This is a genomic window from Microbacterium sp. SORGH_AS_0888 (assembly GCF_030818905.1).
Taxonomy (GTDB): domain Bacteria; phylum Actinomycetota; class Actinomycetes; order Actinomycetales; family Microbacteriaceae; genus Microbacterium.
Genome location: NZ_JAUTAZ010000001.1, coordinates 585,011 through 609,820, shown reverse-complemented (window position 1 = coordinate 609,820; position 24,810 = coordinate 585,011). Strand labels below are relative to the sequence as shown.

The window sequence follows — 24,810 nt, the reverse complement described above, 5'->3', positions numbered from 1 at the left end:
GCAGGATCAGACGGAGCTGTAGGCGACGATCCCCCGGCGCACCGCATCCAGCGCCTTGCGTGCCGTGGTGCCCACGGAGCCGTCGGCGACGAGCGACAGCTGGTCGAGGAGGTCGATCGTCTGCTTGGCCCATCGCACGAAGTCACCGGCGGCCATGTCGGCTTCCGTGAGAACCCGATCGAGCACGGCGCCGCGGGCCCAGGCGTGCATCGCCGGGCTGAGGCCGGGGGCGGGCGGCTCCGAGCCGGGCAGATGGTGTTGCTGCTCCAGATCGTCGAGCCGCTGCCAGAGGTCCTCGGTCTCGCGAAGCGCCGTGCGGAACGCGCCGCGCGGCAGCCCCCGCTCCCCCACTCCGGCCTCGTCGCGGCGCGGCTCGTAGACGAGTGCGCAGACGAGCGCCGCGAGCGCGGGCGCGTCCAGACCCTCCCAGATGCCCGTGCGCAGCGACTCGGCCACCAGGAGATCACGCTCGCCGTAGATGCGGCGCATCCGGCGCCCCGCCGGTGTCAGCCGGGTGGCGCCGTCCTCGTCGGCGTCGACGTACCCGAGCTCGCCCAGCACGTCGACGACGCGGTCGAACACGCGCGCGACGGTGCCCGTCCTCGTGTCGATCTGCCGTCGCTTCCGTTCGATGTCGCGGCGCAGCCGCCAGTACCGCTCCGCCCAGCGCGCGTGCTGCTCCCGGTCGGGGCAGGAATGGCACGGATGTCGCTGCATGCGCTTGCGCAACGAGTGGATCTGCTGCTGCCGCGCGTCGCGCGTGCCGCGCGAGGCCGTCACGTCGCGCCGCGTGATCCTCTCGAGATCGCTGAGCTCGCGTCGGATGCCGGAGTACTCCGCGAAGTCGCCTCGATCACACGTCATCGCCTTCGCATAGCCCGCGAGCGACGCCTCCGCCTCCCGGACCTCACGCGCGAGGCCGACCACGGCGCGGTCCGCCTGGAACTGGGCGAACGACGACTCGAGGATCTCGCGAGCCCGCGCGCGCCCGAACTGGTCGATGAGGTTCACGGCCATGTTGTAGGTCGGGCGGAAGCTGGAGTTCAGCGGGTAGGTGCGCCGCGATGCGAGCGCCGCCACCGACTGCGGATCGAGGGCGTCCGACCACTGCACGACGGCGTGTCCCTCGACGTCGATCCCCCGACGGCCGGCACGGCCGGTGAGCTGCGTGTACTCGCCCGACGTGATCGCGACCCGCGCCTCGCCGTTGAACTTCTCGAGCTTCTCGAGGACGACCGTGCGGGCGGGCATGTTGATCCCCAGCGCGAGGGTCTCGGTCGCGAACACGACCTTCACGAGCTTGCGCTGGAACAGCTCCTCGACGATCTCCTTGAACGCCGGCAGCAGCCCGGCGTGGTGAGCCGCGACGCCCCGCTCGAGGTCTTCGCGCCACTCCCAGAACCCGAGCACGGCGAGGTCCTCCTCCGGCAGCGACCGCGTGCGCTCGGCCACGATGGCTCGGATCTCGCCGCGTTCCTCCGGTGTGGTCAGCCGCAGTCCCGCCCGTCGTGTCTGACCGACCGCGGAGTCGCACCCGACACGGCTGAAGATGAAGAAGATCGCGGGCAGCAGCCCGGAGCGCCGGAGGAGCTCCACGACCTCCGGACGGTCGACGCGGTCGCCGCGGCGACCGGGCGCCGGGGGGCGCCGTGGCCCGCCCCGCCGTCCTCCGCCGCGCCGATCGGAGCCGTACGCCGAAGCGCTGCCGCCGAGCCGCAACAGCTCGCGGTTGACCTGTGAGCCGTTCCCGCGGTCGTCGAACAGCGGGAGCAGGTCGCCGCGCACGAGCATGTGCTGCTCGAGGGGAACGGGCCGCACCTCCGACACGACGATGTCGGTGTCCCCGCGGACGGTGTCCAGCCAGTCGCCGAACTCCTCGGCATTGGAGACCGTCGCCGACAACGAGACGAGCCGGACGGCGGCGGGGAGGTGGATGATGACCTCCTCCCACACCGCGCCGCGGAAGCGATCTGCCAGGAAGTGCACCTCGTCCATCACGACGTAGCCGAGGTCGCGCAGCGCCGGTGAGTCGGCGTAGAGCATGTTGCGCAGCACCTCGGTGGTCATCACGAGCACGCGCGCCGAGCCGTTGATGTTGGTGTCGCCCGTCAGCAGCCCGACGTTCTCGGCGCCGTAGGCCTCGGTGAGCTCGCGGAACTTCTGGTTCGAGAGCGCTTTCATGGGGGTCGTGTAGAACGCCTTCGTGCGCGGCTCGCGCATGGCGAGGTGCACCGCGAACTCCCCCACGATGGTCTTGCCCGCGCCGGTGGGCGCGGCGACCAGGACGCTGTGCCCGTCCTCGAGCGCGCGACATCCCTCCCACTGGAAGGGATCGAGGTCGAATCGCTGCATCGCGGCGAACTCCGCCGTGATCGGGTGCCGTCGGCTCTGCTCGGCCTGCGCATACCGCTCGGCCGGGCTGGGCGTGCTCATGCGGGCGGGCCGGGGAGGAGGTCGACGGCGCGCTTGGCACGGCGACGGTCGACGATCAGTGCGAAGCCCGCCGCCGCGAAGTAGAGCACGACCAGGATGCCGGCGAGCATCAGCATCGACACGATGTCGGCCGCGGGCGTCGCGATCGCCGCGAAGATCGAGGCGACGAGGATGGCGACGCGCCATCCCTTGAGGATCGCCTTTCCGCTGATGATGCCGGACATGTTGAGCGCGACGAGGAAGACGGGCAGCACGAAGGCGATGCCGATCACGATCATCAGCTTGAAGATGAAGTCGTAGTAGTCCTTGGCGTCGTAGAAGTTGGTGCCGCCGGCGGGCGTGAACGACCACATCAGCTCGATCACGTGCGGCATGATCAGGATGCCGACGTAGCAGCCGGCGAAGAACAACGGGATCGCGGCGCCGACGAAGCCGATCGTGTACCGGATCTCCTTGCGGGTGAGGCCGGGCATGACGAACGCCCAGACCTGCCACATCCAGATCGGCGCCGAGAGGAAGATGCCGATCGTGAACGCGATCCGGACCCGCATGTCGAAAGCGCTCGTGACGGTGCCGAAGTTGAGCGCCGAGAAGTTGTCGCCGCGCTGCTCCGCGATGACTCTGATGGGGGCGGTGATGACGGTGATGACGGGGTCGGTGATGAAGAAGGCGACCACCATGCCCACGACGAGGGCGAGGGCGGCGATCATCAGCCGCTTCCGCAGCTCCACCAGGTGCTGGGAGAGCGACATCCGCCGGTCACGACGGGGCGCGTCCGGTTCGTCGACGCGCGCGGGATCGGTGGCGACCACCGCCGGTCAGGCGGACGAGTCGGAGGACCCGTCAGGACGACGCTGCGGCTCGCTGGGCACCGTCGTGCCGGCAGCGGGCTCGGAGGCCGCCTGCGAGGTCGCCGTCTCGTCGTCCTTCTTCATCTCCTTCATCTCGCCCTTGAAGACCCGGGCAGACTGGCCGAGGCTCTTGGCGAGAGCGGGGAGCTTGGCGGCGCCGAACAGCAGCAGGATGATGACCAGGATGGCGAGGAAATGCCACCCGGTGAGGCCTTGAAGCATGAGGGAATCCTTCCGCGGACGTCGACACAGTCTACCCCGCTGTCCTCGACGGGGCCGGGGACGCGCTCAGGCGTGGCCGTACTGCTCCAGCCCCGCCTCGGCCCACTCGATGACGGCGTCTCGCACCGCCGCGGGGCCCAGGACCTCGAGCTCGCCGCCGTGTCGCGCGGCGAGCCGGCGGAGCCCCCGCTCGTCGGCGAGTCTGACCGTGGCCGTGCACACGCCGGCCTCCTCGTCGATCTCCGTGCCGGCCAGGTAGTCGCCGAGCAGCGGCGCGAGCGGAGCCGGGAAGCGTATGCGGGCGAGGATGTCGGCCCGATCGGCGTCGAACAGCGCCGTCGCCGTCTCGCCGGCGTGCTGGCTCGGGATGTCGGTGAGCACGAGGTCGGACACCCGGTCGAGGTGGAAGGTGCGCATCGCCTCGCGCAGGTGGCACCAGCCCTGGAGGTACCACTGGCCGTCGGCGATGTGCACGGTGACCGGATCGACCGTCCGCGTCGTGGCGCGGCCCTCCGGCGTGCGATACGTGAAGGAGACGGCGACCGCACGCGCGAGCGCCTCGTGCACCCGCTCGCGCACCTCGTCGACGGGCGCGGGCGCGACGATGACCTCGGCGGGTCTTCCGGAGGAGCCGCGGGACAGCTTGGCGAGAAGGTCGGTGAGGACGGGCGAGCCGGCGATGCCGGGCAGCCCCGCCGCGAGCTGGAGGCCCGCCAGCAACGCGGCGGCCTCGCGGGCGGTGAGCCGCGGAGCCTGTTCGAGACCGACCGTCTGGGTCAGCGCGATCCGGTCCTGCCCGTCGAGCAGATCCCAGTCGATGTCGAAGAGGTCGTGCGGAAGCTGCCAGAACCCGCTGTCGCCGGGACGGCCGATGACCGTCAGCCGCTCGACCATCTGGCGCATCTGCGCCGGGGTGACGTCGAAGTCGGCCGCGGCCTGGGCGACCGAGACCTCGCCCTGCTCGACCAGGTAGGGCACGAGCTGCATGATGAGGGCTGCCCGATCGGTGGCGATCAGGGGGCGTCCGGGGCTCATGCGGCATCCTTCCCCCGGGGCTGACCCGGATCGGGCGGTGTCGAGGGTGTCCCGAGGCGGGCGCGGCGCAGCGCGGCGACGGTCATCGCGTGCTCCCGTGGCGGTCGCGGGCGGCGCGCAGTCGTGCGATGACGAGCTCGCGCAGGAGCGGCGGATGCACGACCCGCACCTCCGGGCCGTAGGAGGCGAGCTCGTCGGCGAGCACGTGCACGTCGACGTACGGCAGCCGGAGCCCCTGCTCCGCCTCCGTCGCGCGACGGCGCAGACGAAGCGCCGCCTCGGTGCCGGGGTGCACCTCGACGTGTGCCTCGTGCGTCGCGGCGACCGCGGCGAGGCCGGCGAGGGCGCGCTCTCCCGCACCGTCCTGCAGCGCGGGATCGAAGCTCTCGCGTGTGACCTGGACGGGGCTCACGATGCGGGACAGCAGGAACGTGCGTTCCGCGCCCGCCGCGAGGTCGTCGGCGAGCACGTGCCATCTGGCCTCGTAGTCGACGAGGGCGAGCGGGCGCACCCGACGCGGCCGGGGCGCCTCCTCCCCCGGCTTGAGGTAGTGGAAGGCGACGACGCGCGCGTGCTCGATCGCACGCTGAAGCGGCGCGAAGGCCGGGTCGCGTACGCTCAGTCGCGGCGCGTAGCCGATGATCTGCTCGTCGACCGTCCCGCCGAGGGAGCGGATCTTGCGCAGTCCGCTGCGGGCATCCGCCGACATGGAGCTCTCGCCCCACACGCCCCCCGCGAGGTTCAGCAGCGCGATCTCGGCGGGCGTGAACCGGATGTCGGCGGGCAGCGCGTACTCGGTCGTCGGGACACGGTAGCGGGCTTCGCGCAGATCGTCCGGGTCGGCGTGGTCGCCGATCGTCTCGATCGGGACGCCGAGCTGGCGCAGGCTCTCCTTGTCGCGCTCGAACATCTTCTCGAGCGCGTCCTTCGAGGCGCCCGACTCGACCTGTTCCCGGTATCCCGACACCGACGACAGGATCGTGTCCTTCGTCAGCCCGTGCTGGGTCGCCATGAGAGCGACGACGAGATTGACGAGTCGCTCCTCGGGCGCGGGCAGGGTCGGCACCCGGCAATCCTATGGCGCCGGTCAGCCCTCCTGGCCGTCGATGCCGAGGATGTCGAACACGATGACCTGCGCGCCGCTGGATGCCGACGAGGTGCCGGCGGGGACGACGACCATGACCTGCGACCCGACCGGCTCCGACGCCAGCGCCTTCGTGATCTGGTCCGTCCCCGAGAGCGGGACGGGAACGGGAGCGCTCCCCCACGACGTGTTCGTGACATCACGCTTGTCCCAGGAGACGGTCGTGTAGTTGACCCGGATGGTGTCGGTGCTGGTCGGCACGGCTCCGGAGCCCTTCTTCAGGACTTGGACGACCGGCTCGGTCGGCGCGGGCGCGTCGGGGATGATGATGCCGGGCTGCCCCGTCGCGGCGCGCACGACGGTCGGCAGACCGCGGGCGTCGTTGAACTGCAGCGCGCCGTCGGCGGCGGCGAGGTAGACCTTGCGCAGGTCGACCACGAAGACCGCCGAGCCGCCCTTGGTGATGCCCAGGGTGTCCGCGGCCTTGGTCGTCAGCCCGCTCTGATCGAGACCCACGATGACACGCGAGCCCGCCGACGCGCACATGAGCGCGCTTTCGAGGCCAGGGGCCGCTTCCAGCCAGGTGGAGACCGTCTGGACGTCGGTGAGGTCGTCGTACCCGAACTGCAGCAGGGTCTTGCCGGTCGCGCCGTCGACGACCGTCATGCCCAGCACGACCGCCTGTGAATCGGAGACGACCTCGGTGCCGTCGCCGGTCGTCTGGTCGTAGACCGACGTGCCGCTCGCGTGGAACGGTGTCGAGACGGAGACCTGCGGTGCGGCGCCGGTGTCTCCGGACACGCTCACGAGCGAGCTCAGCGTGCTGTCGCCCGCGGGACGGGCGCACGTCTGCGCCGCTCCGGCGGAGCAGCCGGCGAGCGAGACGACCGCGAGAGCGGTGACGGCCAGGACGGCGGGCAGTTTTCGCACCGGATAAGTCTAGGCGGTCGGCTCCGCGTCGCCCGACCGTGCGCGCAGGCTCCCCTCCGCGGCCCGCTGCGCCTCCCGAACGCGCTTGCGGAGGTTCTTGTCGGTGATCTCGCGATCCCCCACGGCGCCCGGCGTCCACGCCTCGAGGTCGACATCCGTGCCCGTCGCCTTCGAGGCCCGGCGCTTGCGTTCGGGGGGCACGGCGCCGGGCGCGAGGCGGCGGGCCGTGAGGAGGAAGCCGGTGTGCGCGACCATGCGGTGATCCGGTCGCACGGCCAGGCCCTCGACGTGCCAGCCCCGGACGAGGGTCTCGCTCGCCTCCGGCTCGGTGAACAGTCCCGTGCCGCGGATGAACTCCGCGACGCGGCTGAGCTGCGTGGCCGTCGCGACGTAGCAGATCACCACGCCGCCGGAGACGAGCGCGTCGGCGGCGACGTCGATGCACTCCCACGGCGCGAGCATGTCGAGCACGACGCGGTCGACCGAGCCCGCGGGCATCGTCTCGGGCAGGGCGGTCACGAGGTCGCCCAGCACGACCTCCCAGTTGCCGGGGGCCGCGCCCGTGAACGTCTCCACGTTCGCGGTCGCGACCTCGGCGAACTCCGGCCTCCGCTCGAACGAGACGAGGCGCCCGGTCGCGCCGACCGCGCGCAGCAGGCTCAGCGAGAGCGCTCCGGACCCGACGCCCGCCTCGACGACGACGGCACCGGGGAAGATGTCGGCCTGGGCCACGATCTGAGCCGCGTCCTTCGGGTACACGATCGCCGCGCCCCGGGGCATGGACATCACGAAGTCGCGGAGCAGCGGGCGCAGCGCGAGGTACTCGTGACCGGCGCTGTTGGCGACGACGGAGCCATCGGGCAGGTCGATCAGCGCATCGTGGCGCAGGACGCCGTGGTGGGTGTGCAGCTCCCCGCGCTCGCGGAGCGTGATCGTGTGGAGCTTCCCCTTGGGGTCGGTCAGCTGCACGCGGTCGCCGTAGCGGAAGGGTCCGCGCGGCGGAGTCGGAGGAGTCGTCATCAGGTGTCCTGTCTCGGCCGCCGCGCATGCGCGGCGTGCAGTCGGGCGATGTCTTGGGCGGTGCGGCCGTCGAGCGTCGGCCACAGCTCGTGGGCCCCCACGCCGGTGAGCGACACCATCAGCGGCACGCCGAGCGCGACGCCGCCTGCGGCGACGGCCGAACGCAGCCCGTTGGGCGAGTCCTCGATCGCGACGGTGTCGGCGATGTCGACGCCGAGCTCCGTGCACGCCTCCAGATACGGGTCGGGGAACGGCTTGGGCCCGGGTGGCGTCGTCGCCGGCGACGATGACGTCGAAGGCCGGGAAGTCGATCAGCTCGACCACGGTCTCGGCCATGCGTCGCAGCGACATGGTCACGAGTCCCGTCCGCACGCCGGCGGCGCGGAGGTCGGCGAGCAGCTCACGCGCGCCCGGCCGGAACGGCACGCCCTTCGTGCGGAACTGCTCCATGACCCGTGCGGTGAGCCGATCGACGATCTCGTGCACGGGCAGCTGCACGCCCGCGTCCTGGAGCAGACGCGCCGCGTCCTCCAGTCCGAGGCCCACGAGGGCCAGCGCCTGCTCATGCGTCCAGACCCCGCCGAAAGACTCGACGAGCGGGATCTCCGCGGCCATCCAGTAGGGCTCCGTGTCGACGAGTGTGCCGTCCATGTCCCAGAGGACGGCGGCGGGAAGCGCGAAGGGCATCCCGCCATCGTACCGAGCGCCGTCGCGGGCCCCGTCGCGGGACGACGGCCTATCCTTGAGGGAATCGGTCCGGTCGGACCAGGGAGAGGAACGCGTGGACGCACTCGGTCGTCGGATTCTGGTGGCCGCTTTCGACGGCTGGAACGACGCCGGGGAAGCCGCATCCGCCGCGGTGTCGTTGCTGACGTCGCAGGGCGAGTACGAGAAGGTCCATGCGGTGGACCCGGAGCTCTACTTCGACTACCAGTACACCCGCCCGCAGGCATCGCTGGATGTCGACGGCCGCCGTGTCCTGACCTGGCCGGAGGCGACCATCCTGAGGCCCGCCCACCCGACCCGCGGCCCCCAGCTGTGGCTGCTCACGGGCGTCGAGCCCGCCCGCGCCTGGCAGGCGTTCGCGGCGGAGCTCATCGACGTCGCGCTCCGCGAGGACATCACGGGCTTCGTCGGTCTCGGCTCGATGATGTCCGACGTCCCCCACACGCGGCCGATCTCGGTCTTCGCGGGAAGCGACAACGAAGGCCTTCGCGTCGCGCTCGAGCTGGAGCGCTCGACGTACGAGGGGCCCGTCGGCATCCTCTCTGTCCTCGCCCAGAAGGCGGAGGAGGTCGGGATCCCGAGCGCGACGCTCTGGGCGAGCGTGCCGCACTACGTCGCCGGGCACACCCCGTCGCCGAAGGCGACGCTCGCCCTGCTCGATCGGCTGGAGGACCTCACGGGCGCTCGGGTGCCGCGCGCCGATCTGGCGACGGAGTCGGCCGCCTGGGAGGCCTCGATCGACGCGGCGGCGGCCGACGACGAGGAGATGACCGAGTACATCCGCGGCCTCGAGCGCACGCGCGACACCTGGGACTCCCCCGAGGCCTCCGGGGATGCGATCGCCCGCGAGTTCGAGCAGTACCTTCGTCGCCGCGGCGACGGGCCGTCCAAGCCGGGCAGGGACGACCCGCGCCGCTGAGGCGCCGTCGTTCAGACGGCGGGGATGACGCCCGTGCTGAGCAGCACCAGGAGCACGGCGCCGAGCGCCACGCGGTAGATCACGAACGGCAGGAAGCTGTGCTTCGAGATCCAGCCCATGAAGAACTTGATCACCACGAGGGCCACGACGAACGCGATCACGGTGGCGAGGGCGGTCTCGCCGAGCGAGAACACCTCGGGCGTGCAGCCCGTGGCGCCGGCGACGCACGGCTTCGCGATCGACTTGTACAGCTGGTACAGACCGCTGCCGAGCACCGCGGGGATCGCGAGGAGGAACGCGTAGCGCGCCGCGGCGGCCCGCTCGTAGCCCATGAACAGCCCCGCCGTGATCGTGCCGCCCGAACGGGACACACCGGGGATGAGTGCGAAGGACTGGGCGATGCCGTAGATCAGCCCATGTCCGATCGTGAGGTCGTTGAGCTTGCGGCGCTGTGAGCCGACGGCATCCGCGATGCCCAGGAGCACGCCGAAGAAGATCAGCATCCCCGCGACGAGCCACAGCGAGCGGAACACGGTCTCGATCTGGTCCTGGAAGAGGAGCCCCAGCACGACGATCGGGATGGAGCCGACGATGATCAGCCAGCCCATGCGCGCATCCGGGTCGTCTCGCGGGACGCGGCCGACGAGGGAGCGGCACCAGTGTCCGATGATCCGGACGATGTCGCGCCAGAAGAAGATGATGACCGCGGCCTCCGTCCCGATCTGCGTGATGGCGGTGAATGCGGCACCGGGGTCCTCCGCCCCGGGGAGGAAGACCCCCACGATGCGCAGGTGCGCGCTGGAGGACACTGGGAGGAACTCGGTCAGACCCTGGACCAGGCCCAGGAAGATCGCCTCGAAGAAGTGCATTCGGACCTTTCGGGTCAGTAGGTGCGCAGCAGGTCGGTGAGGACCCGCTGCCCGAACAGGAGGGAGTCGATCGGCACGCGCTCGTCGACGCCGTGGAACATTCCGGTGAAGTCCAGACCCGCCGGCAGACGCAACGGTGCGAAGCCGTAGCCGGCGATGCCGAGCGGGGCGAGAGCCTTGTTGTCCGTGCCCGCTCCCAGCAGGTAGGGGATGACGGGGACCCCGGGGTCGTGGCGCCCCAGCGCCGCCACCATCGCGTCGACGAGGTCGCCCTCGAACGGGACCTCCATGCCGATGTCGCGCACCACGGTCTCGATCTCGATGTCGTCTCCGACGATCCGGCGGATGTCGGCCAGGGCCTCGTCCTCGGTGCCGGGGAGCACGCGCACGTCGATGAGGGCTTCCGCGCGGTCCGGGATGACGTTGTGCTTGTAGCCCGCCGTCAGCCCGGTCGGGTTGGCCGTCGTGCGCAGCGTGGCCTTGAGGAAGGCCTCGGCCGGCCCCACGCCGGCGGCGACGGCGTCCGCATCCGCGACATCGGCTCCGGAGAGCCGCGCGAGCTCGGTCAGGAAGAGCCTGGTGGTGTCGGTGAGCCGGATGGGCCACTCGGTCCGGCCGAGGGTTGCGACGGCCTCGGCGAGCCGTGTGACGGCGTTGTCGTGGTGGTACCGGCTGCCGTGGCCGGCCGCTCCGCGCGCCACGAGCCGCAGCCACAGCAGCGCCTTCTCGCCCACCTGGAGCAGATAGGCGCGTCGCGCGCCGACGTCGATCGAGAACCCCCCGACCTCGCTGATCGCCTCGGTCGCGCCTGCGAACCACTCCGGGCGGTCGCGGACGACGAGCGCCGAGCCCTCCACTCCCCCGTTCTCCTCGTCGGCGAAGAACGTCACGACGAGGTCGCGCTCGGGCTGGTCTCCCGCACGCAGGATGTCGGCGAGCGACGTGAGGATCATGGCGTCCATGTCCTTCATGTCGACCGCGCCCCGCCCCCACAGCATGCCGTCCCGGATCACTCCGGCGAAGGGGTCCTCGGTCCAGTCCTCCGCGATCGCGGGCACCACGTCGAGATGGCCGTGCACGACGAGCGCCGGCTTCGCGCGGTCGCGCCCCGGCACCCGCGCGCAGACGTTCGTGCGTCGATCCCGCGGCTCGTAGTAGGCGACATCCAACCCGAGGCCCTCCAGGTAGGCGCCGACGTACTCGGCCGCCTCACGTTCGCCATGAGCGCGGCCGCCGCCGAAGTTGCTCGTGTCGAACCGGATGAGGTCGCGGGCGATGCGAACGACCTCGGGCAGGTCGGTATCGCCCGAGGAGGCGGGTCCGGTCATGCGGATCAGGCTACCGGGTGCACGTGACGCCGACGTTTCCGTCGGCGTTCGGAGGGGGCTCTCGGACGTGCTAGGCTCGATCCTCGGTTGCAGAACCGAGAAAGACACGCGCGGGTGGCGGAATAGGTAGACGCGCTAGCTTGAGGTGCTAGTGCCCGTATAGGGCGTGGGGGTTCAAGTCCCCCCTCGCGCACGTGTGACAGAAGGCCCCGGTCAGATCGATGACCGGGGCCTTCGTCATGCCGCGAGCCGATTCAGTCGAAGTCTTCGGGCGTGTCGCGCGGGTAGCGGCCGCCGGCGAGCTTCACGAGCTGCGCATGGGCGTACTCGCACACGAGCGCGTGCCGATAGACCATGCGCGGGACGTCCACGTTCGAGTCCATCCACAGGCTCATCCCCGCCAGCTTCCAGTGCCGGAACGTGTCGTCGCCGGTCAGCAGCGACAGGATCTCGAGGAACGAGTCGTCGAAGCGCATGGAGTGCACCGCGCGACGGTACTCCTCCACGGTCAGCGCCATCGAGAACGGGATGTTCATGAGGCAGAGCGCGGTCTGGATGTCGAGCCGCACGCGGCGGCGACGCCAGCGCTCGGCGTCGAGCGGGGGGATGTCGAGCTGCGCGACGTCGAGCGTGTCCGGTCGCACGAGCGGCACCCCGTCGAGGGCGATGAGCACGTCGTACACGTTGACGTCGTGCTCCACGACGGCGGAGTCGCCGAGCCCTGCGAGTGTCTCGGGCCGAAGCGTCACCGGCGGGATGTCGGCGTCGGTGTTGCGGATGATGAAGTTGACGAGGTTCGTCTCGACGACGAAGTGACGGATCAGCAGCTCGACCGCGTCCGGCGACACGTAGCGCCGGAGGAACCAGACGCACAGCGCGTCCATCGTGCGCAGGGGCATCCACCGGAACGGAAGAACGCGTTTGACCACGGAGACGGCGCCGACCAGCACACGCGACACGATGCGTGCGATCGGATACAGCCATCGGCGCGACGGCCGCCGTTGATCGTCGATGATGCGGCGCACCAGCGCGCGGTCCAGCGGCACGGACGGATCGGCGTAGACCGCCTCCCACATGCTCGGATCGGAGCGGACGAACTCGGCCATCAGCGGTCGATCTCCTCGAGCTGGAGGGCGTAGAGCCGGGCGACGACCTCGGCGCAGCGCACGATCTCGTCCGCGTCGTCGTCGCCGACGATGCCCGAGGTGAGGATCGCCTCGAGACCGCCCGTGTGCTGGGCGTCCGCATCCTGGTGGTAGCGAAGGAAGTGCACCTGGTTGTCGGCGAGCCCCAGGACCTCCTGGAACCGTGCCGCCCACCCGGCGGCGCGCCGCGCACCGAGCCCCTCGATGATGAACATCGCGCCCAGCAGCCCCACGGGGTTCGGCCGGCCGGCGTAGTGGAACATGTAGCCCGAGAGCGCCTCGGACCCGACGTTCTTGCGCCCTGCGCGCAGCTCCTCGAGCGTCCCGCCGATCGCGACGTAGTCGCGCTCGATCATGAGGTAGTCGCGGTGCTCCTCCTCGGCGTGCCGGATGGCCGCGGAACGCAGCTCGAAGTGCGCGACGTCGAAGTTCGACGCGGCACGCGAGATCCACGGCGACCCGTCGACGACCTGCTGACGCAGGTTGAACAGGAGCAGCCGGTAGTCCTCGAGGGTGACCGTGCCGTCCTCGAGGCGCGCGAGCACGGGCACCTCGGCGAGTCTTTCCTCGAGCCCGACCCAGACGTCGGCGAGGCGTTCGAACAGGTCCGTGGATGTGGCGACGGTGTCGGTCATGGGAGCTCTCCTCGGGACGGGGGTGGGGCGACGACGGTCAGATGGGCGAACGCGAACGAGAACCGACCCGACTCCGGGACAGCGAGGAGGATCGTCTCGCCGGGGGCGAAGCGACCGGTGCGCCACGCCTCTTCGAGCGCGATGAAGATGCTCGCCGACCCGGTGTTGCCGCGGGTCTCCAGGTTGGAGTACCAGCGGTCGGTGTCGAGCGTCGGGATACGGCGCTTCAGGGCATCGAACGCGACGTCGCGGAAGGCATGGGTGCTGTAGTGGCAGAGGACGTGGTCCACGTGACGGACCTCGACCAGTCCGATGTCGACGAGCTCCTCGAACTGCGCGATGCCGGCGTGCGCGAGGTCGTCGAGCATGCCGACATCCTGTCGCAGCAGGAACATGCCGGCCTCCCGGGCGTCCGCGACGGGCAGGTCCTGCCACGTGCCGCCGACGACCGGCTCCGCCCCGGTCATCCCGGCGCGCATGCAGACGTCGTGCTCGTGCGCGAGCGAGACGTGGCGCACCCAGTCGACCCGCAGCGAGGGGCGGGAGGGATGCGGCTGGAACTCGACGACGACGGCCCCCGCGCCGTCCGAGAGCATCCAGCAGGAAATGGGCGTCCATGCCCGCTCGGATGCCTTCGTAACGTCGCTCCCGCAGGCTTCGGCTGGCGAGCTCGGAGCCGACGACGGCGGCGCGGGGGTGATCGCCGAGCTTGACCTTGCTCACGGCGGCGTCGAGCGCCGCGAGACCCGCTGCGCACACGCCCGAGGACGAGAGCAGCTGCAGCGGGCCGCCGCCGAGGCGCCCGTGCACCATGGACGCGAACCCCGGCACGAGGACGTCGCCCATCGTCGTGGCGCAGGCGAGCATCCGCAGGTCTTGCGCCGCGATCCCGCGGTCCTCGAGCGCTGCCCGCAGCGCCTTGACGGCCAGCTCCTCGTTCAGCTCGGTCGGCTCGCCGTGCTCGTCGAGCGCGTAGTGACGGCGGCGGATGCGGTTCGCGTCGAGGATGCGACGACGGATCCTGTCCGTGACGGGGTCCGCTCCCCCGAGCCGCGCGGCGATGCCGTCGTTCTCGACGGGCTCCCCCGGCAGGTAGCTGCCGAAACCGGTCAGGTACGCCTCAGCCGTCGAGCCCATGAGTCGACACTACGGGAAAGGGGTTCTGCCGCCGGAGAGCTATCCCCAGCACTACGGCCTGCTCGTGCGTTCAGCAGCCGGCCGCGGTCGGGTTCACGTCACAGGTGTCGCGGACGAGCGCGGTGCGCGCCTCGAGGACCCGGAGGGAGGCGGCGGGACTTGTGAGCTCGAGGGTTCCGGGCACGTCGCGCCAGGCCGTGCCGAAGCTCACCTGCGCCGTGTAGGTCGTCGTGACGGTCGCGGTGTACGCGCCCGGAGCGGGGTAGGCGTGGCTGGTGTCGGTCGCGGTGAACTGCGGTGCGCCGAGGGCGCTCCAGGAAGCGCCCGGCGTGGCTGTGCTCCGGCTCGTGCCGTCGCCGTAGTCGAACCGGAACGCGATGGGGCTGAAGCGGACGGTGACGGCGTAGCCGAAGAGGGAGCCCGCCGCGGTGTGGGGTGCGGCGCCCGAGGCGACCAGATTGGTGGGCATGCGGGCGACGCCGAAGCCGTCGGGCTCGCTGACGAGCGTCGGGGCTGCGGGGCGGAAGGACGCGAGGTCCGACATGGTGACGTCCGGCAGGAACGAGGTGGTGTAGTTGCCGCGGCAGAGCTCGGTCGCACTCGGCACGCATGCCGGGGCCGTGAGGCCCGGGGACGGCGTGGGGCGCGTGCTGCCCCCGCCCGACTCCGACGCCGCGCCGGTTGCGGGTTCGCTCGTGGTCGCCCCGACATCGACCTGCGACCCGGTGTTCTCTAGGGTGCAGGTGGCTGTCCACGTCCCAACGTCATTGCAGTTCGACATGGGCGCCGCAACTCCCGTAGGTACGGATGCGGACAGCGCCATGGTCGCGAGAAGCGCGGCTAGCAATTGCGGCCGTCTTCTCTGCCAGTAACAGCCGAGATCTTCATGAGCCCCGGGTCAACCTGCACCAACTCGGTTCTGAGCTTCTGCACGCCTACGCGGTCCGGTGAAACCTGGGACAGCCCACTTGGGTCGGTGAGCTCGATCTGACTTACATCGAGGGCACACATCGAGACTCACAGCATTGAAGTCGGCCGATGCTTGATGCCGATCGAGTGTAAGGATCTCGCTCGCTCCGTTCAGATTGAGCCCCCTGGCGTGATACGCCGACAGCCCTTTGCGGTCGCTCGCATTGAGCTCCCCCGTGGTCCAGCGATAGACGTCCTCGAAGGTCGCGGGGTCGCTCAGGTCGACGCGGTTGAGGGCGTCGACATAGGCGCGGTAGGTCGCCTCGGCGGCGGCGAAGGCCGCATCCTCGTCGGCGAAGCCGGTCGGTGTCGGTGAGGGCGCAGGCTCCGGCATGCAGCCCGAGAGCACCAGCACGGCGGCGAGCACCGTCGCCGCCCCGACCACCGCACGTCTCATGCCGTTACGGTAGCCAGCCTGCGGAGGGACGCGCGCTCGCTGTCCACAGATCTCAGCCGGCGGACACCCCGAACACGAGGCCGAGCACATAGGTGACGGCGGCCGCGCCGAACCCGATCGCGAGCTGACGGACGGCGCGGCGCAGCGGAGGCCCGCCCGAGAGGAGCCCGACCATGGCGCCGGTGCTCATCAGGGCGATGCCGACGAGGGCCAGGGCGACGACGACGGCGACCCAGCCGGAGAGGCCGAAGATCCACGGCAGCACGGGGATGATCGCGCCGGACGCGAAGAACAGGAAGCTCGAGGATGCCGCGGCGAACGCCCCGCCGACGACCTCGTGCTCGGAGGGCGCCTCCTCGTCGGGGCGTCGGTAGGGCAGCGAGCGGTCCGCGGCACGCGCCGTCTCGACGACGGTGCGCGCCCGCGCGAGGGCGTCCTCCGGCGACATCCCGCGGGTGCGATAGACGAGCGCGAGCTCGTTCGCGTCGATGTCCAGGTCCGGCAGCACCTCGTCCGCGTAGTTGCTCGGCTCGGTCGCCTCCAGCAGCTCGCGCTGCGACCGCACCGACACGAACTCGCCCGCTCCCATCGAGAGCGCCCCGGCGAGCAGCCCCGCCACGCCGCTGAAGAGCACGAACTGCGCGCCGACGCCGGTCGCGCCGATGCCCATCACGAGCGCCAGGTTGGAGACGAGGCCGTCGTTCGCGCCGAAGACCGCCGCACGGAAGGTGCCCGACAGCCGCCGTCGTCCGCGGGCCGCGAGGCCGCGCACGACCTCGCGATGGATCTTCTCGTCGGCCCGCATCGCGGGTGTCGCGAACGGATCGTCGTCGTAGGGCGAGCGCCCCTCGGCGTTCTGCGCGAGCGCCAGGACGAAGATCGAGCCGAAGCGCCTCGCCATCCAGCCCAGGAGCCGTGTCGAGGTCGACGCGCGCGGCAGCGTCGCCGGCTCGGTGCCGAGCAGATCCAGCCAGTGCTGCTCGTGGCGCCGTTCCGCCTCCGCGAGCGCCAGCAGGATCTCCCGCTCCTCGCCCTCGCGTCGCGCCGCGAGGTGCCGGTAGACCGCGGCCTCGGCGCGCTCGTCGACGAGGTAGCGCGCCCAGCGTCGTCGGTCCCGCGCCGATGGCTCGCGTGCCGTCGTCTCGCTCACAACGTCCTCCCGGGGTCGCGTCCGGGCGAGACTATCGGACACGGGAGGATCGCGCGGTTCGGTTCGCCGAAGTCCCGGCCCGGACCGAGGGATGCCGTCAGTCGGCGCTCCGCAGCCGCCGCCGGAACGCCTTCTCGCCGCGGCGCATGACGGCCCGGTGACCCGCTGCGAACACGGGCCTCAGCGCCCAGGCGCTCGCCGTCATCCATCGTCGCGTCGTCACGACGTTCCAGTCGAACGTCAGCGCGGTCCCCTCGGCGGTGCCCGCGAGGCTCAGCTCGCCGCTGCCCCGCAGGTCGCCCACGGCGGAGACGGCGAGGCATCGCGCGGGGTCGAGCCGATCGATCCGCATCCGCATCCGAAGCCGGTAGCCGAGGGGCGCACGGACGGCCAGGACGAAGCTCTCCCCCGTCCTGAGCACGGCCGGCGCCTCGTCGATCCGGACCCCGGGCCACCAGCGCGCACGGCCTTGCTGAAACGCGGTGACGACCTCCTGCCAGCATGCCTCGGGCGCCGCCGTGACCTGCCACACCGAGCAGAAGTCGTAGCGGCGATCGACCACGTCAGCTCCGTACGCGACGGCGCAGCAGGTCGATGCGCGCCTGCAGCTGCGCCACTGTCGCATGCGACACGGCCGGGCCGCCGCACACCCGCCGAAGCTCGGCATGGACCGCGCCGTGCGGCTCGCCGGACTGCCGGGCGTAGAGACCCACCAGGCTGTTGAGCAGCTGCCGCTGCTCCTTCAGTGTGCGGTGCAGCGGCGCCGGCGGCTCCGCCTCGGCGGCGGGCTGCGCGGACTCGGTCGCCTCCCGCGCCTTGCGGTGCCGGCTCTGCCGCGCCTGCCGCTGCATCAGCAGCTCGTGCACGTGCTCCGGCTCCAGCAGGCCCGGGATCCCGAGGAACTCCTCCTCCTCGATGCTTCCCGGCACCGCGAGCTGACCGAACTCGCGCCCGTCGAACAGCACGCGGTCGAAGTGGGCGTGCGAGCCGAGCGCCTGGTACGAGAACTCCTCCGTCAGCGCGTCGGATGCCGACTCCTCGCGCTCCGCCGCGTTCATGGCGTCTTCCTCGGCGTCCCACATGTCCTCCGCGTCGCTCTCGCGGTCCAGCGCGTGGTCGCGCTGCGCCTCGAGCTCGTTCGCGAGCGCGAGCAGCTGCGGCACGTTCGGGAGGAAGATGCTCGCGGTCTCGCCGCGGCGGCGGGCGCGCACGAAGCGCCCGATGGCCTGGGCGAAGAAGAGCGGCGTCGAGGCGCTCGTCGCATACACCCCGACCGCGAGACGGGGCACGTCGACGCCCTCGGACACCATGCGCACGGCGACCATCCATCGTGCGTCGGAGGCGGAGAACGTCTCGATCCTCGACGAGGCCTCGGCTTCGTCGGAGAGCACGACCGTGGGCGCCTCCCCCGTGATCTCGTGCAGGATCGCGGCGTAGGCGCGGGCCGCGGTCTGATCCGTCGCGATCACCAGGCCACCGGCATCCGGGATCTGCTCGCGCACCTCGGTCAGCCGGCGATCCGCCGAGCGCAGGACGGCCGGGATCCACTCGCCCTCGGGGTTGAGCGCCGTGCGCCAGGCCTGGGCCGTGACGTCCTTCGTGTTGTCCTGGCCGAGCTGCGCCTCCATCTCATCGCCGGTCTTGGTGCGCCAGCGCATGTGCCCCGCGTACACGAGGAACAGGACGGGGCGCACGACCCCGTCCTCGAGCGCGCGGCGGTAGCCGTAGGCGTAGTCGGTGCGGGAGACGCGGATGCCGTGGGCGTCGGGGTGGTACTCGACGAAAGGGATCGGCGCCGTGTCGCTGCGGAACGGCGTCCCGCTCAGCAGCAGCCGGCGCGTCGCCCGCGCATAGGCCTCGCGCAGCGCGTCGCCCCAGCTCAGCGCGTCGCCGCCGTGGTGCACCTCGTCGAGGATGACGAGCGTGCGCGCGTCGAGCACGAGCGCCTGGTGCACGGAGGCCTTCACCGCGACCTGCGCGTAGGTCACGGCGACCCCGTGGTACTGGCGCGAGGGCATGCTGTGCCGGTTGCTGAAGTGGGGGTCGAGCCGGATGCCGACGCGCGCCGCCGCATCGGCCCACTGCGTCTTCAGATGCTCGGTGGGGGCGACGACGACGATGCGGTCCACGACCCTCCGGCGCAGCTGCTCGCTCGCGAGGCGCAGCGCGAAGGTCGTCTTGCCCGCGCCCGGCGTCGCGGCGGCGAGGAAGTCGCGGGGGCCTTTGCCGACACCGTCGGGGCCGTCGAGCGAGAAGTACAGGTCGAGTGCCTCGGCCTGCCAGGCACGCAGGCGCTGGGCCGTGCCCCACGGGGCCCGCTGCGGGAACGACGGCGACAGATGCTCGGCGGCGAAGCTGCCGATGTGTTCGATCGAGGTGTCGAGCTGTTCGTCTTCCACGCTCCCACCTCCCGATCCGTGCGAGAGACAACCCTAAGCCAACCCGCCGACACGCGGCGTACGCTGGCGGCATGACGGATACGACGGACGATCAGAACCGCTCCCCCTTCGTCGAGAACGTCCAACCGCACCCGTGGCGCCGCTACGTCGCGCTCGGCGACTCGTTCACCGAGGGGATCGGGGACCCCTCGCCGGAGTCGCCGGGCGGGAACCGCGGATGGGCCGATCGTGTCGCGGAGCAGCTGGCCGCCTCGGTCGACGACTTCGCCTACGCGAATCTCGCCGTCCGCGGCAAGCTCATCGCCCAGATCGTGTCGGATCAGGTCGAGCCGGCACTCGAGCTCTCGCCCGATCTCATCACCTTCTGCGCGGGCGGCAACGACGTCATCCGGCCGGGAACCGACCCCGACGAGATCGCCACGCAGTTCGAGGACGCGATCATCCGGCTGAGCTCGGGCGGCGCGACGATCGTCATCTTCACCGGCATCGACGTGGCGTTCACGCCGGTGTTCCGTCCGTTCCGGGGGAAGATCGCGATCTACAACGAGAACCTGCGCGCGATCGCGGAGAAGTACGACTGCATCGTCGCCGACCAGTGGGCGCTCAAGGAGATCCAGGACCCGCGCTTCTTCGCGGACGACCGGCTGCACATGAACCCGCTGGGCCACCACGAGGTCGCGCGCATGGTGCTCCGTGCGCTCAACGTGCCCAACACGCTCACCCCGATGCAGCCGGAGCCGCTCCCGCGTCTCAGCTGGCGCGAGGCGCGAGCCAACGATCTGGTCTGGGCTCGCACGCACCTCGTGCCGTGGGTGCTGCGTCGGCTGCGCCACCAGTCGTCGGGCGACAACGTGTCGGCCAAGCGCCCCGAGCCGCAGCCCGTCATCGGGACGCCGAGTCCCGACCAGATCTGAGATCCTGCGCATGTCCCACTTCGGACCGCTCGCCCGCGTGCGGAGCGGTCCGAAGTGGGACATGCGGGTGGGGCGGATGCCGCAGCGCCCAGAGCGCCACGGATGCGGCGGCGGCGACGTTCAGCGAGTCGACCCCGCCGGCCATCGGGATCGTGACGACGGTGTCGGCGGCCGCGAGTGCCGCACGGCTCAGCCCGTCGCCCTCGGCGCCCAGCGCGAGGGCCACGCGCTCGGGCCTGTCGGCGGCGAACTCGTCGAGCGACACGGCGTCGTCCGCGAGGGCGAGTGCCGCGAGCCGGAACCCCGCCGCGTGCAGCTGGCCGGTCGCCTCGCGCCAGGCCGGCAGACGGGCCCACGGGACCTGGAACACCGTGCCCATGCTCACGCGCACGCTGCGGCGGTAGAGCGGGTCCGCGCAGCGCTCCCCGACCAGCACGGCATCCGCTCCGAGCCCCGCGGCCGCCCGGAAGACCGCGCCCACGTTCGTGTGGTCCACGAGGTCTTCGAGGATCACGACCGTGCGCGCCGAGGCGAGCAGCTCGGGCACCGCCGGCAACGTCGGGCGGTGCATCGCGGCAAGCGCCCCGCGATGCACCGCGTAGCCGGTGAGCGACTCGGCGACCTCGGGCGCCACGAGATAGACCGGGGCGTCGCCGGCGAGGGCCTCCGCATCCGCCAGCCACTTCTCCTGCACGAGCAGCGAACGGGGCCGGTGTCCCGCGTCGACCGCGCGGCGGATCACCTTCGCGGACTCCGCGATGTACAGCCCGCCGGCGGGTTCGAGCACGCGGCGCAGCGCGACATCCGTGAGATCGCGGTAGTCCGCCAGCCGCTCGTCGCCGGGGTCCACGATCCGTTCCACTCGCATCCGTCCACTCAAGCACCGTTCGCGCTCCCCGACGACGCGAAACATGCCGGTAAAACGATCGGCGTAGGCTCGTTCCGAGGTGATCCCGTGCCTGTTGTGACTCCGTTCGACCCGCAGACCACTGCGCTGGTAGGACGAGCCGTCGACGCGCTGGCCGGTCGCCGGGTGGCCGTCCTGACCGGTGCCGGTGTGTCGACCGACTCCGGCATCCCGGACTATCGCGGCCAGGGAGCACCCGTGCGCCGACCGATGACGGTGGATCAGTTCCTCGCAAGCCGCTCGGCGCGCCAGCGTTACTGGGTCGGCAGCCACCTCGGCTGGCGGCGGTTCGCCGCCGCGGCCCCGAACGCGGGGCACGAGGCGCTCGCCTCTCTCGAACGGGACGGCGTGACGGCCGGCGTCGTCACACAGAACGTCGACGGCCTGCACCTGCGCGCCGGCAGTCGGCGTGTCGTCGAGCTCCACGGCACGATGCGCCGTGTCGTGTGCCTGCAGTGCGGCCAGGTGTTCGATCGCCGCGACCTGGCGGCACGGGTCGAGGCCGACAATCCGTGGTTGCCGCTCGACGACGATCTTCCGCTCGGCCCCGACGGGGATGTCGCCGCCGACGCCGTCGCGGACTTCGTGGTGCCGGCCTGCACGGTGTGCGGGGGCATGCTCAAGCCCGACGTGGTCTTCTTCGGTGAGTTCATCCCGGCGGAGAAGTTCCGTGAGGCGGAGCAGATCCTGCAGTCGTGCGACGCGCTGCTGATCGCGGGCTCGTCGCTCGTCGTGAACTCCGGCATCAGATTTGTGGAGCGCGCGCGTCGACGTAAGCTGCCGGTGGTGATCGTGAACCGCGGCGAGACGCGGGCCGACGCCCGCGCCACGGTCAAGATCGACGCAGGGACCAGCGAGGTCCTGCGTGCGCTTGCCGACATGCTCCCCTCGGCGCGCTGATCCGCTCCGACCGAAGGCCTCCGCGTGACCCGTCTGCTCCTCATCCGACACGGCGAGACCGACTGGAACCGCGCGCGCCTGATCCAGGGATCCACCGACATCCCCTTGAACGACACCGGACGCGAGCAGGCGAGGGGCGCCGCCCTCCTGCTGCGGGATGCGTTGGCGGGCGAACCGGCCGTCGTCGCGGCCAGCGACCTGCAGCGTGCGCAGGAGACGGGATCGATCGTCGCCGCAGAGCTGGGCCTGCCGGCTCCGTGGACGACTCCCCTGCTGCGTGAGCGTTCGTACGGCGAGGCCGAGGGGATGTCCGTCGACGAGTACCACCGGCGGTTCGACGGCGCGGAGGCCGTTCCCGGCGCCGAGACCGACGCCGAGCTGAACGATCGCGCGCTGCGCGGCATCCGCGAGGCGATCGGGCGCGCGCGCCGGGAGACCGGCGCCTCGGGCGGTGCGCTCGTGGTGGCGACGCACGGCGGCCTCATCCGTGCCGTGATCTCCCGCGCGAGCGGGGGCGCCTTTCCCGCTCCGGGCGAACGGATCGCGAACGGCTCGGTGCACGAGGTCCTCGTCGAGCGCGATCGGATCCGGCTGCTCTCGTACTCGGCTGTGTGAACGATCGGTCATTCCACGCTGGGTAGAGTGAGCATTATGCCCAGACTCGACCACCTGGACTTGGAGCTCCTCAGCGCTCTGTCCGCCGATCATCGCGCGACCGTGGTCGCCCTCGCCGACAAGCTCGGGCTCTCGCGCAACACGGTCCAGGCGCGGATGTCGCGGCTCGAGGCCCGGGGTGCGTTTCTCAGCTACGAGCGCGCGATCTCGTCGCAGATCCTGGGGTTCCCCATCAGGGCCTGTCTCACGACGGTGGTGCGGCAGCGGGATCTCCCCCGCATCCGTGAAGAGCTGGCCGAGGTTCCCGAGGTGCTGCAGGCGCTGGGGCTCAGCGGAACGGCCGACCTGCTCGTGCTCGTCGCCGCCCGCGACACACAGCATCTCTTCGACGTGGACGCGCGGATCCTCGCGATCGACGGCGTCGAGCGCACGGAGACGGCGCTCGTGATGGACGAGGTGATCCCCTACCGGGTCAGTCCGCTGATGGACCTGGTCCGCGAGAAGGCGTAGGCGCGGCCGGCATCGTCTCCGCGAGGAAATCCGTGATCGCCTCCGCTGCCTGACGAGGCGTCTCGTAGTGGATGAGGTGCCCCACGCCGGCGATCTCGACGAGCCGTGCATCGGGGAAGAGCGCGCGGAGCGCGCGTTCCGCCTCGATGGGGGTGATGTCGTCCCGGTCTGCGGCGATCAGGAGCGTCGGCACGTCGATCGCGGCGGCGAACTCGCGGACGTCGTGGGAGACGGAGGTCACGAACGCGTCGAGCAGCACGTCTCGGTCGGCGAATCCGGAGAAGTAGGCGTCGTGCTGCGCATGGACGAACCGGCGAAGCGCGGGATCCCTCGTCTTGGCCATCGAGATGCTCATCGCCCGCACGATCACCCGGTTGCGCAGCAGCGCCTCCCCCGCCGCGCGCGGAAGCCACGCGCCCAGCCGGTAGTAGAGCACCGCCAGTCGGGTCAGGATTCCGCGCGGGCCCTCCAGCGCCGGCGCGCCGATCGGGTTGACGAGCACGAGACGCGGGGTGTCGAGGCCGCTCGCCACGGCGGCGGCGGAGACGATCGAGCCGAACGAGTGTCCGACCACGATCGCGCCGGGCGCGACGGATGCCGCGAACTCGCGCAGCCACGATGCATAGGCGTCGATGTCGTGGGTGCGGCCCGGGAGCGGTGGGGTCAGACCGAATCCCGGGAGATCGGGTGAGACGACACGGACGCCGCGCAGATGAGCGACCACGGGTTCGAGACCGTGGTGATCGCCGCGGAAACCGTGGACCAGCAGGAGCGTGACAGGTGCATCATCAGAGCCGTACACCCAGTACGAGGTGCGGCCGCCGGCGATCTCGGCCTCGTGATGCGCGACGGGAAGTGCTTCCAGACGCTCGGAGTAGGCGGGGATCGACACGCAACGAGTCTACGGCGGCGCGGCTTCCGGCCCGTGTCGGCGGGCCCGGATACCGTGAGGGCATGGAAGCGATGCGTGACCCGTCGGCGGTGACCCTTCCGCTTTTCGACCGCGCCCCCTGGGCCCAGCGCGTGGGCGTGTTCGACCTCGAGACGACCGGTGTCGACGTGACGCAGGACCGCATCGTCACGGCCCACGTGGGCGTGCTCGACGAGTTCGGCGACGTCGTCCAGCGTGCCGACTGGCTCGCCGACCCGGGCGTGGAGATCCCCGAGGGCGCAGCGGCCATCCACGGCATCTCGACCGAGCATGCTCGGGCCCACGGCCGAGCGGCCGACGAGGTCGTCGCGGAGGTCGTCGCAGCGCTGCGCGCGCTCTTCGACGCAGGCCTGCCCGTCGTCGCCTACAACGCGTCCTACGACTTCTCGCTGCTCGCGCACGAGGCGGCGCGTCATGGCGTCGATCCGCTGCGCGAGCCCGGACCGGTCATCGACCCGCTCGTCCTCGACAAGGCGGTCGATCGATACCGGCGGGGCAAGCGCACGCTCGACGTCGTCTCGGCGCACTACGGCGTCGTGCTCGACGGCGCACACGAGGCGTCGGCCGATGCGATCGCCGCCGGGCGGGTCGCCCAGGCCATCGCCGAGCGTTTCGGCCACCGCCTCCCGACGGAGGCCGCCGAGCTCCACGATGCGCAGATCGGCTGGGCGCGGTCGCAGGCCGAGAGCCTCACGGAGTACTTCATCCGGATCGGCCGGCTCGACCCCGACGCCACGGTCGACGGCACGTGGCCCGTGCGCTGAGACGATGCCTCGGCGGCGTC

At 71.2% G+C, this 24,810-nt stretch carries 26 protein-coding genes, 1 tRNA gene and 1 pseudogene; 7 read left to right on the top strand and 21 right to left on the bottom strand.

Going from position 1 to position 24,810, the window contains the following annotated elements; genetic code table 11:
- Window positions 1-6: 6 nt before the first annotated feature.
- The 9 genes and pseudogenes from QE381_RS02985 to QE381_RS17795 all read right to left on the bottom strand — a co-directional run.
- Window positions 7-2,433: an RNA helicase gene (locus QE381_RS02985; RefSeq protein ID WP_307215375.1), complete on the bottom strand. Its 2,427-nt coding sequence runs from the start codon at window positions 2,431-2,433 to the stop codon at window positions 7-9.
- Complete coding sequence (gene tatC / locus QE381_RS02980) at window positions 2,430-3,185, bottom strand: twin-arginine translocase subunit TatC (RefSeq protein ID WP_307220389.1); 756 nt, start codon at window positions 3,183-3,185, stop codon at window positions 2,430-2,432. The genes QE381_RS02985 and tatC overlap by 4 nt, the downstream gene beginning before the upstream one ends.
- Window positions 3,186-3,251: 66 nt before the next feature.
- Complete coding sequence (gene tatA, locus QE381_RS02975; RefSeq protein WP_307215373.1) at window positions 3,252-3,506, bottom strand: Sec-independent protein translocase subunit TatA; 255 nt, start codon at window positions 3,504-3,506, stop codon at window positions 3,252-3,254.
- Between the two features lie 66 nt (window positions 3,507-3,572).
- Window positions 3,573-4,541 (bottom strand): YafY family protein, encoded by a 969-nt coding sequence (locus QE381_RS02970; protein WP_307215371.1) that lies wholly within the window; start codon window positions 4,539-4,541, stop codon window positions 3,573-3,575.
- A gap of 82 nt (window positions 4,542-4,623) precedes the next feature.
- The gene (locus tag QE381_RS02965) at window positions 4,624-5,553 is read right to left on the bottom strand and encodes a helix-turn-helix transcriptional regulator (RefSeq protein WP_373426975.1); all 930 of its coding nucleotides are present in this window, start codon (window positions 5,551-5,553) and stop codon (window positions 4,624-4,626) included.
- Between the two features lie 75 nt (window positions 5,554-5,628).
- The gene (locus QE381_RS02960; protein ID WP_307215367.1) at window positions 5,629-6,555 is read right to left on the bottom strand and encodes an FKBP-type peptidyl-prolyl cis-trans isomerase; all 927 of its coding nucleotides are present in this window, start codon (window positions 6,553-6,555) and stop codon (window positions 5,629-5,631) included.
- A 9-nt stretch (window positions 6,556-6,564) separates the two neighbouring features.
- The gene (locus tag QE381_RS02955) at window positions 6,565-7,575 is read right to left on the bottom strand and encodes a tRNA (adenine-N1)-methyltransferase (protein ID WP_307215364.1); all 1,011 of its coding nucleotides are present in this window, start codon (window positions 7,573-7,575) and stop codon (window positions 6,565-6,567) included.
- Window positions 7,575-7,811 carry a hypothetical protein gene (locus QE381_RS17800; protein WP_373426974.1) on the bottom strand — a complete coding sequence of 79 codons (237 nt, stop codon included), beginning with the start codon at window positions 7,809-7,811 and terminating at the stop codon, window positions 7,575-7,577. The genes QE381_RS02955 and QE381_RS17800 overlap by 1 nt, the downstream gene beginning before the upstream one ends.
- A pseudogene (locus tag QE381_RS17795) lies at window positions 7,810-8,190 on the bottom strand (HAD family hydrolase); the annotation flags it as partial. The gene QE381_RS17800 and the pseudogene QE381_RS17795, both read right to left, overlap by 2 nt.
- A gap of 166 nt (window positions 8,191-8,356) precedes the next feature.
- Between QE381_RS17795 and QE381_RS02945 the strand changes: the two are divergent.
- Window positions 8,357-9,220 carry a PAC2 family protein gene (locus QE381_RS02945; protein ID WP_307215362.1) on the top strand — a complete coding sequence of 288 codons (864 nt, stop codon included), beginning with the start codon at window positions 8,357-8,359 and terminating at the stop codon, window positions 9,218-9,220.
- Window positions 9,221-9,231: 11 nt separating this feature from the next.
- Here the strand turns inward: QE381_RS02945 and QE381_RS02940 are convergent, their stop codons facing one another.
- Window positions 9,232-10,089, bottom strand: coding sequence for an undecaprenyl-diphosphate phosphatase (locus QE381_RS02940; protein ID WP_307215360.1), 858 nt, complete (start codon window positions 10,087-10,089; stop codon window positions 9,232-9,234).
- A gap of 14 nt (window positions 10,090-10,103) precedes the next feature.
- The gene (locus tag QE381_RS02935; protein WP_307215358.1) at window positions 10,104-11,417 is read right to left on the bottom strand and encodes a M20/M25/M40 family metallo-hydrolase; all 1,314 of its coding nucleotides are present in this window, start codon (window positions 11,415-11,417) and stop codon (window positions 10,104-10,106) included.
- Window positions 11,418-11,525: 108 nt separating this feature from the next.
- Between QE381_RS02935 and QE381_RS02930 the strand changes: the two genes are divergently transcribed.
- Window positions 11,526-11,610: transfer RNA gene (locus tag QE381_RS02930), tRNA-Leu, on the top strand.
- Between the two features lie 61 nt (window positions 11,611-11,671).
- Here QE381_RS02930 and QE381_RS02925 read toward each other — a convergent pair.
- The 8 genes from QE381_RS02925 to QE381_RS02890 all read right to left on the bottom strand — a co-directional run bounded on the left by QE381_RS02925 (window position 11,672) and on the right by QE381_RS02890 (window position 19,249).
- Window positions 11,672-12,523 (bottom strand): hypothetical protein, encoded by an 852-nt coding sequence (locus QE381_RS02925; protein WP_307215356.1) that lies wholly within the window; start codon window positions 12,521-12,523, stop codon window positions 11,672-11,674.
- Window positions 12,523-13,197 (bottom strand): iron-containing redox enzyme family protein, encoded by a 675-nt coding sequence (locus tag QE381_RS02920; RefSeq protein WP_307215354.1) that lies wholly within the window; start codon window positions 13,195-13,197, stop codon window positions 12,523-12,525. Before QE381_RS02920 ends, QE381_RS02925 begins: the two co-directional genes overlap by 1 nt.
- Window positions 13,194-13,793 carry a 3-oxoacyl-[acyl-carrier-protein] synthase III C-terminal domain-containing protein gene (locus QE381_RS02915; protein WP_307215352.1) on the bottom strand — a complete coding sequence of 200 codons (600 nt, stop codon included), beginning with the start codon at window positions 13,791-13,793 and terminating at the stop codon, window positions 13,194-13,196. The genes QE381_RS02920 and QE381_RS02915 overlap by 4 nt, the downstream gene beginning before the upstream one ends.
- A 611-nt stretch (window positions 13,794-14,404) precedes the next feature.
- On the bottom strand, window positions 14,405-14,941 hold the full coding sequence (locus QE381_RS02910; RefSeq protein ID WP_307215351.1) for a hypothetical protein: 537 nt from the start codon (window positions 14,939-14,941) through the stop codon (window positions 14,405-14,407).
- Between the two features lie 291 nt (window positions 14,942-15,232).
- On the bottom strand, window positions 15,233-15,700 hold the full coding sequence (locus QE381_RS02905; protein WP_307215350.1) for a hypothetical protein: 468 nt from the start codon (window positions 15,698-15,700) through the stop codon (window positions 15,233-15,235).
- 52 nt (window positions 15,701-15,752) lie between these two features.
- Window positions 15,753-16,850 (bottom strand): VIT1/CCC1 family protein, encoded by a 1,098-nt coding sequence (locus tag QE381_RS02900; RefSeq protein WP_307215349.1) that lies wholly within the window; start codon window positions 16,848-16,850, stop codon window positions 15,753-15,755.
- A 97-nt stretch (window positions 16,851-16,947) separates the two neighbouring features.
- Window positions 16,948-17,412, bottom strand: coding sequence for a hypothetical protein (locus QE381_RS02895; protein WP_307215348.1), 465 nt, complete (start codon window positions 17,410-17,412; stop codon window positions 16,948-16,950).
- 1 nt (window position 17,413) lies between these two features.
- Window positions 17,414-19,249 (bottom strand): DEAD/DEAH box helicase, encoded by a 1,836-nt coding sequence (locus QE381_RS02890; RefSeq protein WP_307215346.1) that lies wholly within the window; start codon window positions 19,247-19,249, stop codon window positions 17,414-17,416.
- 71 nt (window positions 19,250-19,320) lie between these two features.
- Here QE381_RS02890 and QE381_RS02885 point away from each other — a divergent pair, with 71 nt between their 5' ends.
- The gene (locus tag QE381_RS02885; RefSeq protein WP_307215344.1) at window positions 19,321-20,163 is read left to right on the top strand and encodes an SGNH/GDSL hydrolase family protein; all 843 of its coding nucleotides are present in this window, start codon (window positions 19,321-19,323) and stop codon (window positions 20,161-20,163) included.
- Here the strand turns inward: QE381_RS02885 and QE381_RS02880 are convergent.
- Window positions 20,132-21,031, bottom strand: coding sequence for an RNA methyltransferase (locus QE381_RS02880; protein ID WP_307215342.1), 900 nt, complete (start codon window positions 21,029-21,031; stop codon window positions 20,132-20,134). The two genes, QE381_RS02885 and QE381_RS02880, sit on opposite strands and share 32 nt — an antisense overlap.
- A gap of 87 nt (window positions 21,032-21,118) precedes the next feature.
- Between QE381_RS02880 and QE381_RS02875 the strand changes: the two genes are divergently transcribed.
- Genes QE381_RS02875 through QE381_RS02865 form a run of 3 tightly spaced genes read left to right on the top strand, consistent with a single transcriptional unit; the run spans window position 21,119 to window position 23,095 of the window.
- Window positions 21,119-21,970: a Sir2 family NAD-dependent protein deacetylase gene (locus QE381_RS02875; RefSeq protein ID WP_307215340.1), complete on the top strand. Its 852-nt coding sequence runs from the start codon at window positions 21,119-21,121 to the stop codon at window positions 21,968-21,970.
- Between the two features lie 24 nt (window positions 21,971-21,994).
- Window positions 21,995-22,585, top strand: coding sequence for a histidine phosphatase family protein (locus tag QE381_RS02870; protein WP_307215338.1), 591 nt, complete (start codon window positions 21,995-21,997; stop codon window positions 22,583-22,585).
- A 36-nt stretch (window positions 22,586-22,621) separates the two neighbouring features.
- Entirely contained in the window at window positions 22,622-23,095 is a 474-nt protein-coding gene (locus tag QE381_RS02865) for an Lrp/AsnC family transcriptional regulator (RefSeq protein WP_307215336.1), read from the top strand.
- Here the strand turns inward: QE381_RS02865 and QE381_RS02860 are convergent.
- On the bottom strand, window positions 23,058-23,987 hold the full coding sequence (locus QE381_RS02860) for an alpha/beta fold hydrolase (RefSeq protein ID WP_307215334.1): 930 nt from the start codon (window positions 23,985-23,987) through the stop codon (window positions 23,058-23,060). The two genes, QE381_RS02865 and QE381_RS02860, sit on opposite strands and share 38 nt — an antisense overlap.
- 71 nt (window positions 23,988-24,058) lie before the next feature.
- On the opposite strand from QE381_RS02860, the gene QE381_RS02855 reads away from it, so the two are divergent.
- A complete protein-coding gene (locus QE381_RS02855) occupies window positions 24,059-24,790 on the top strand; it encodes a 3'-5' exonuclease (protein ID WP_307220387.1) in 732 nt (243 codons plus the stop codon).
- Window positions 24,791-24,810 lie beyond the last annotated feature (20 nt).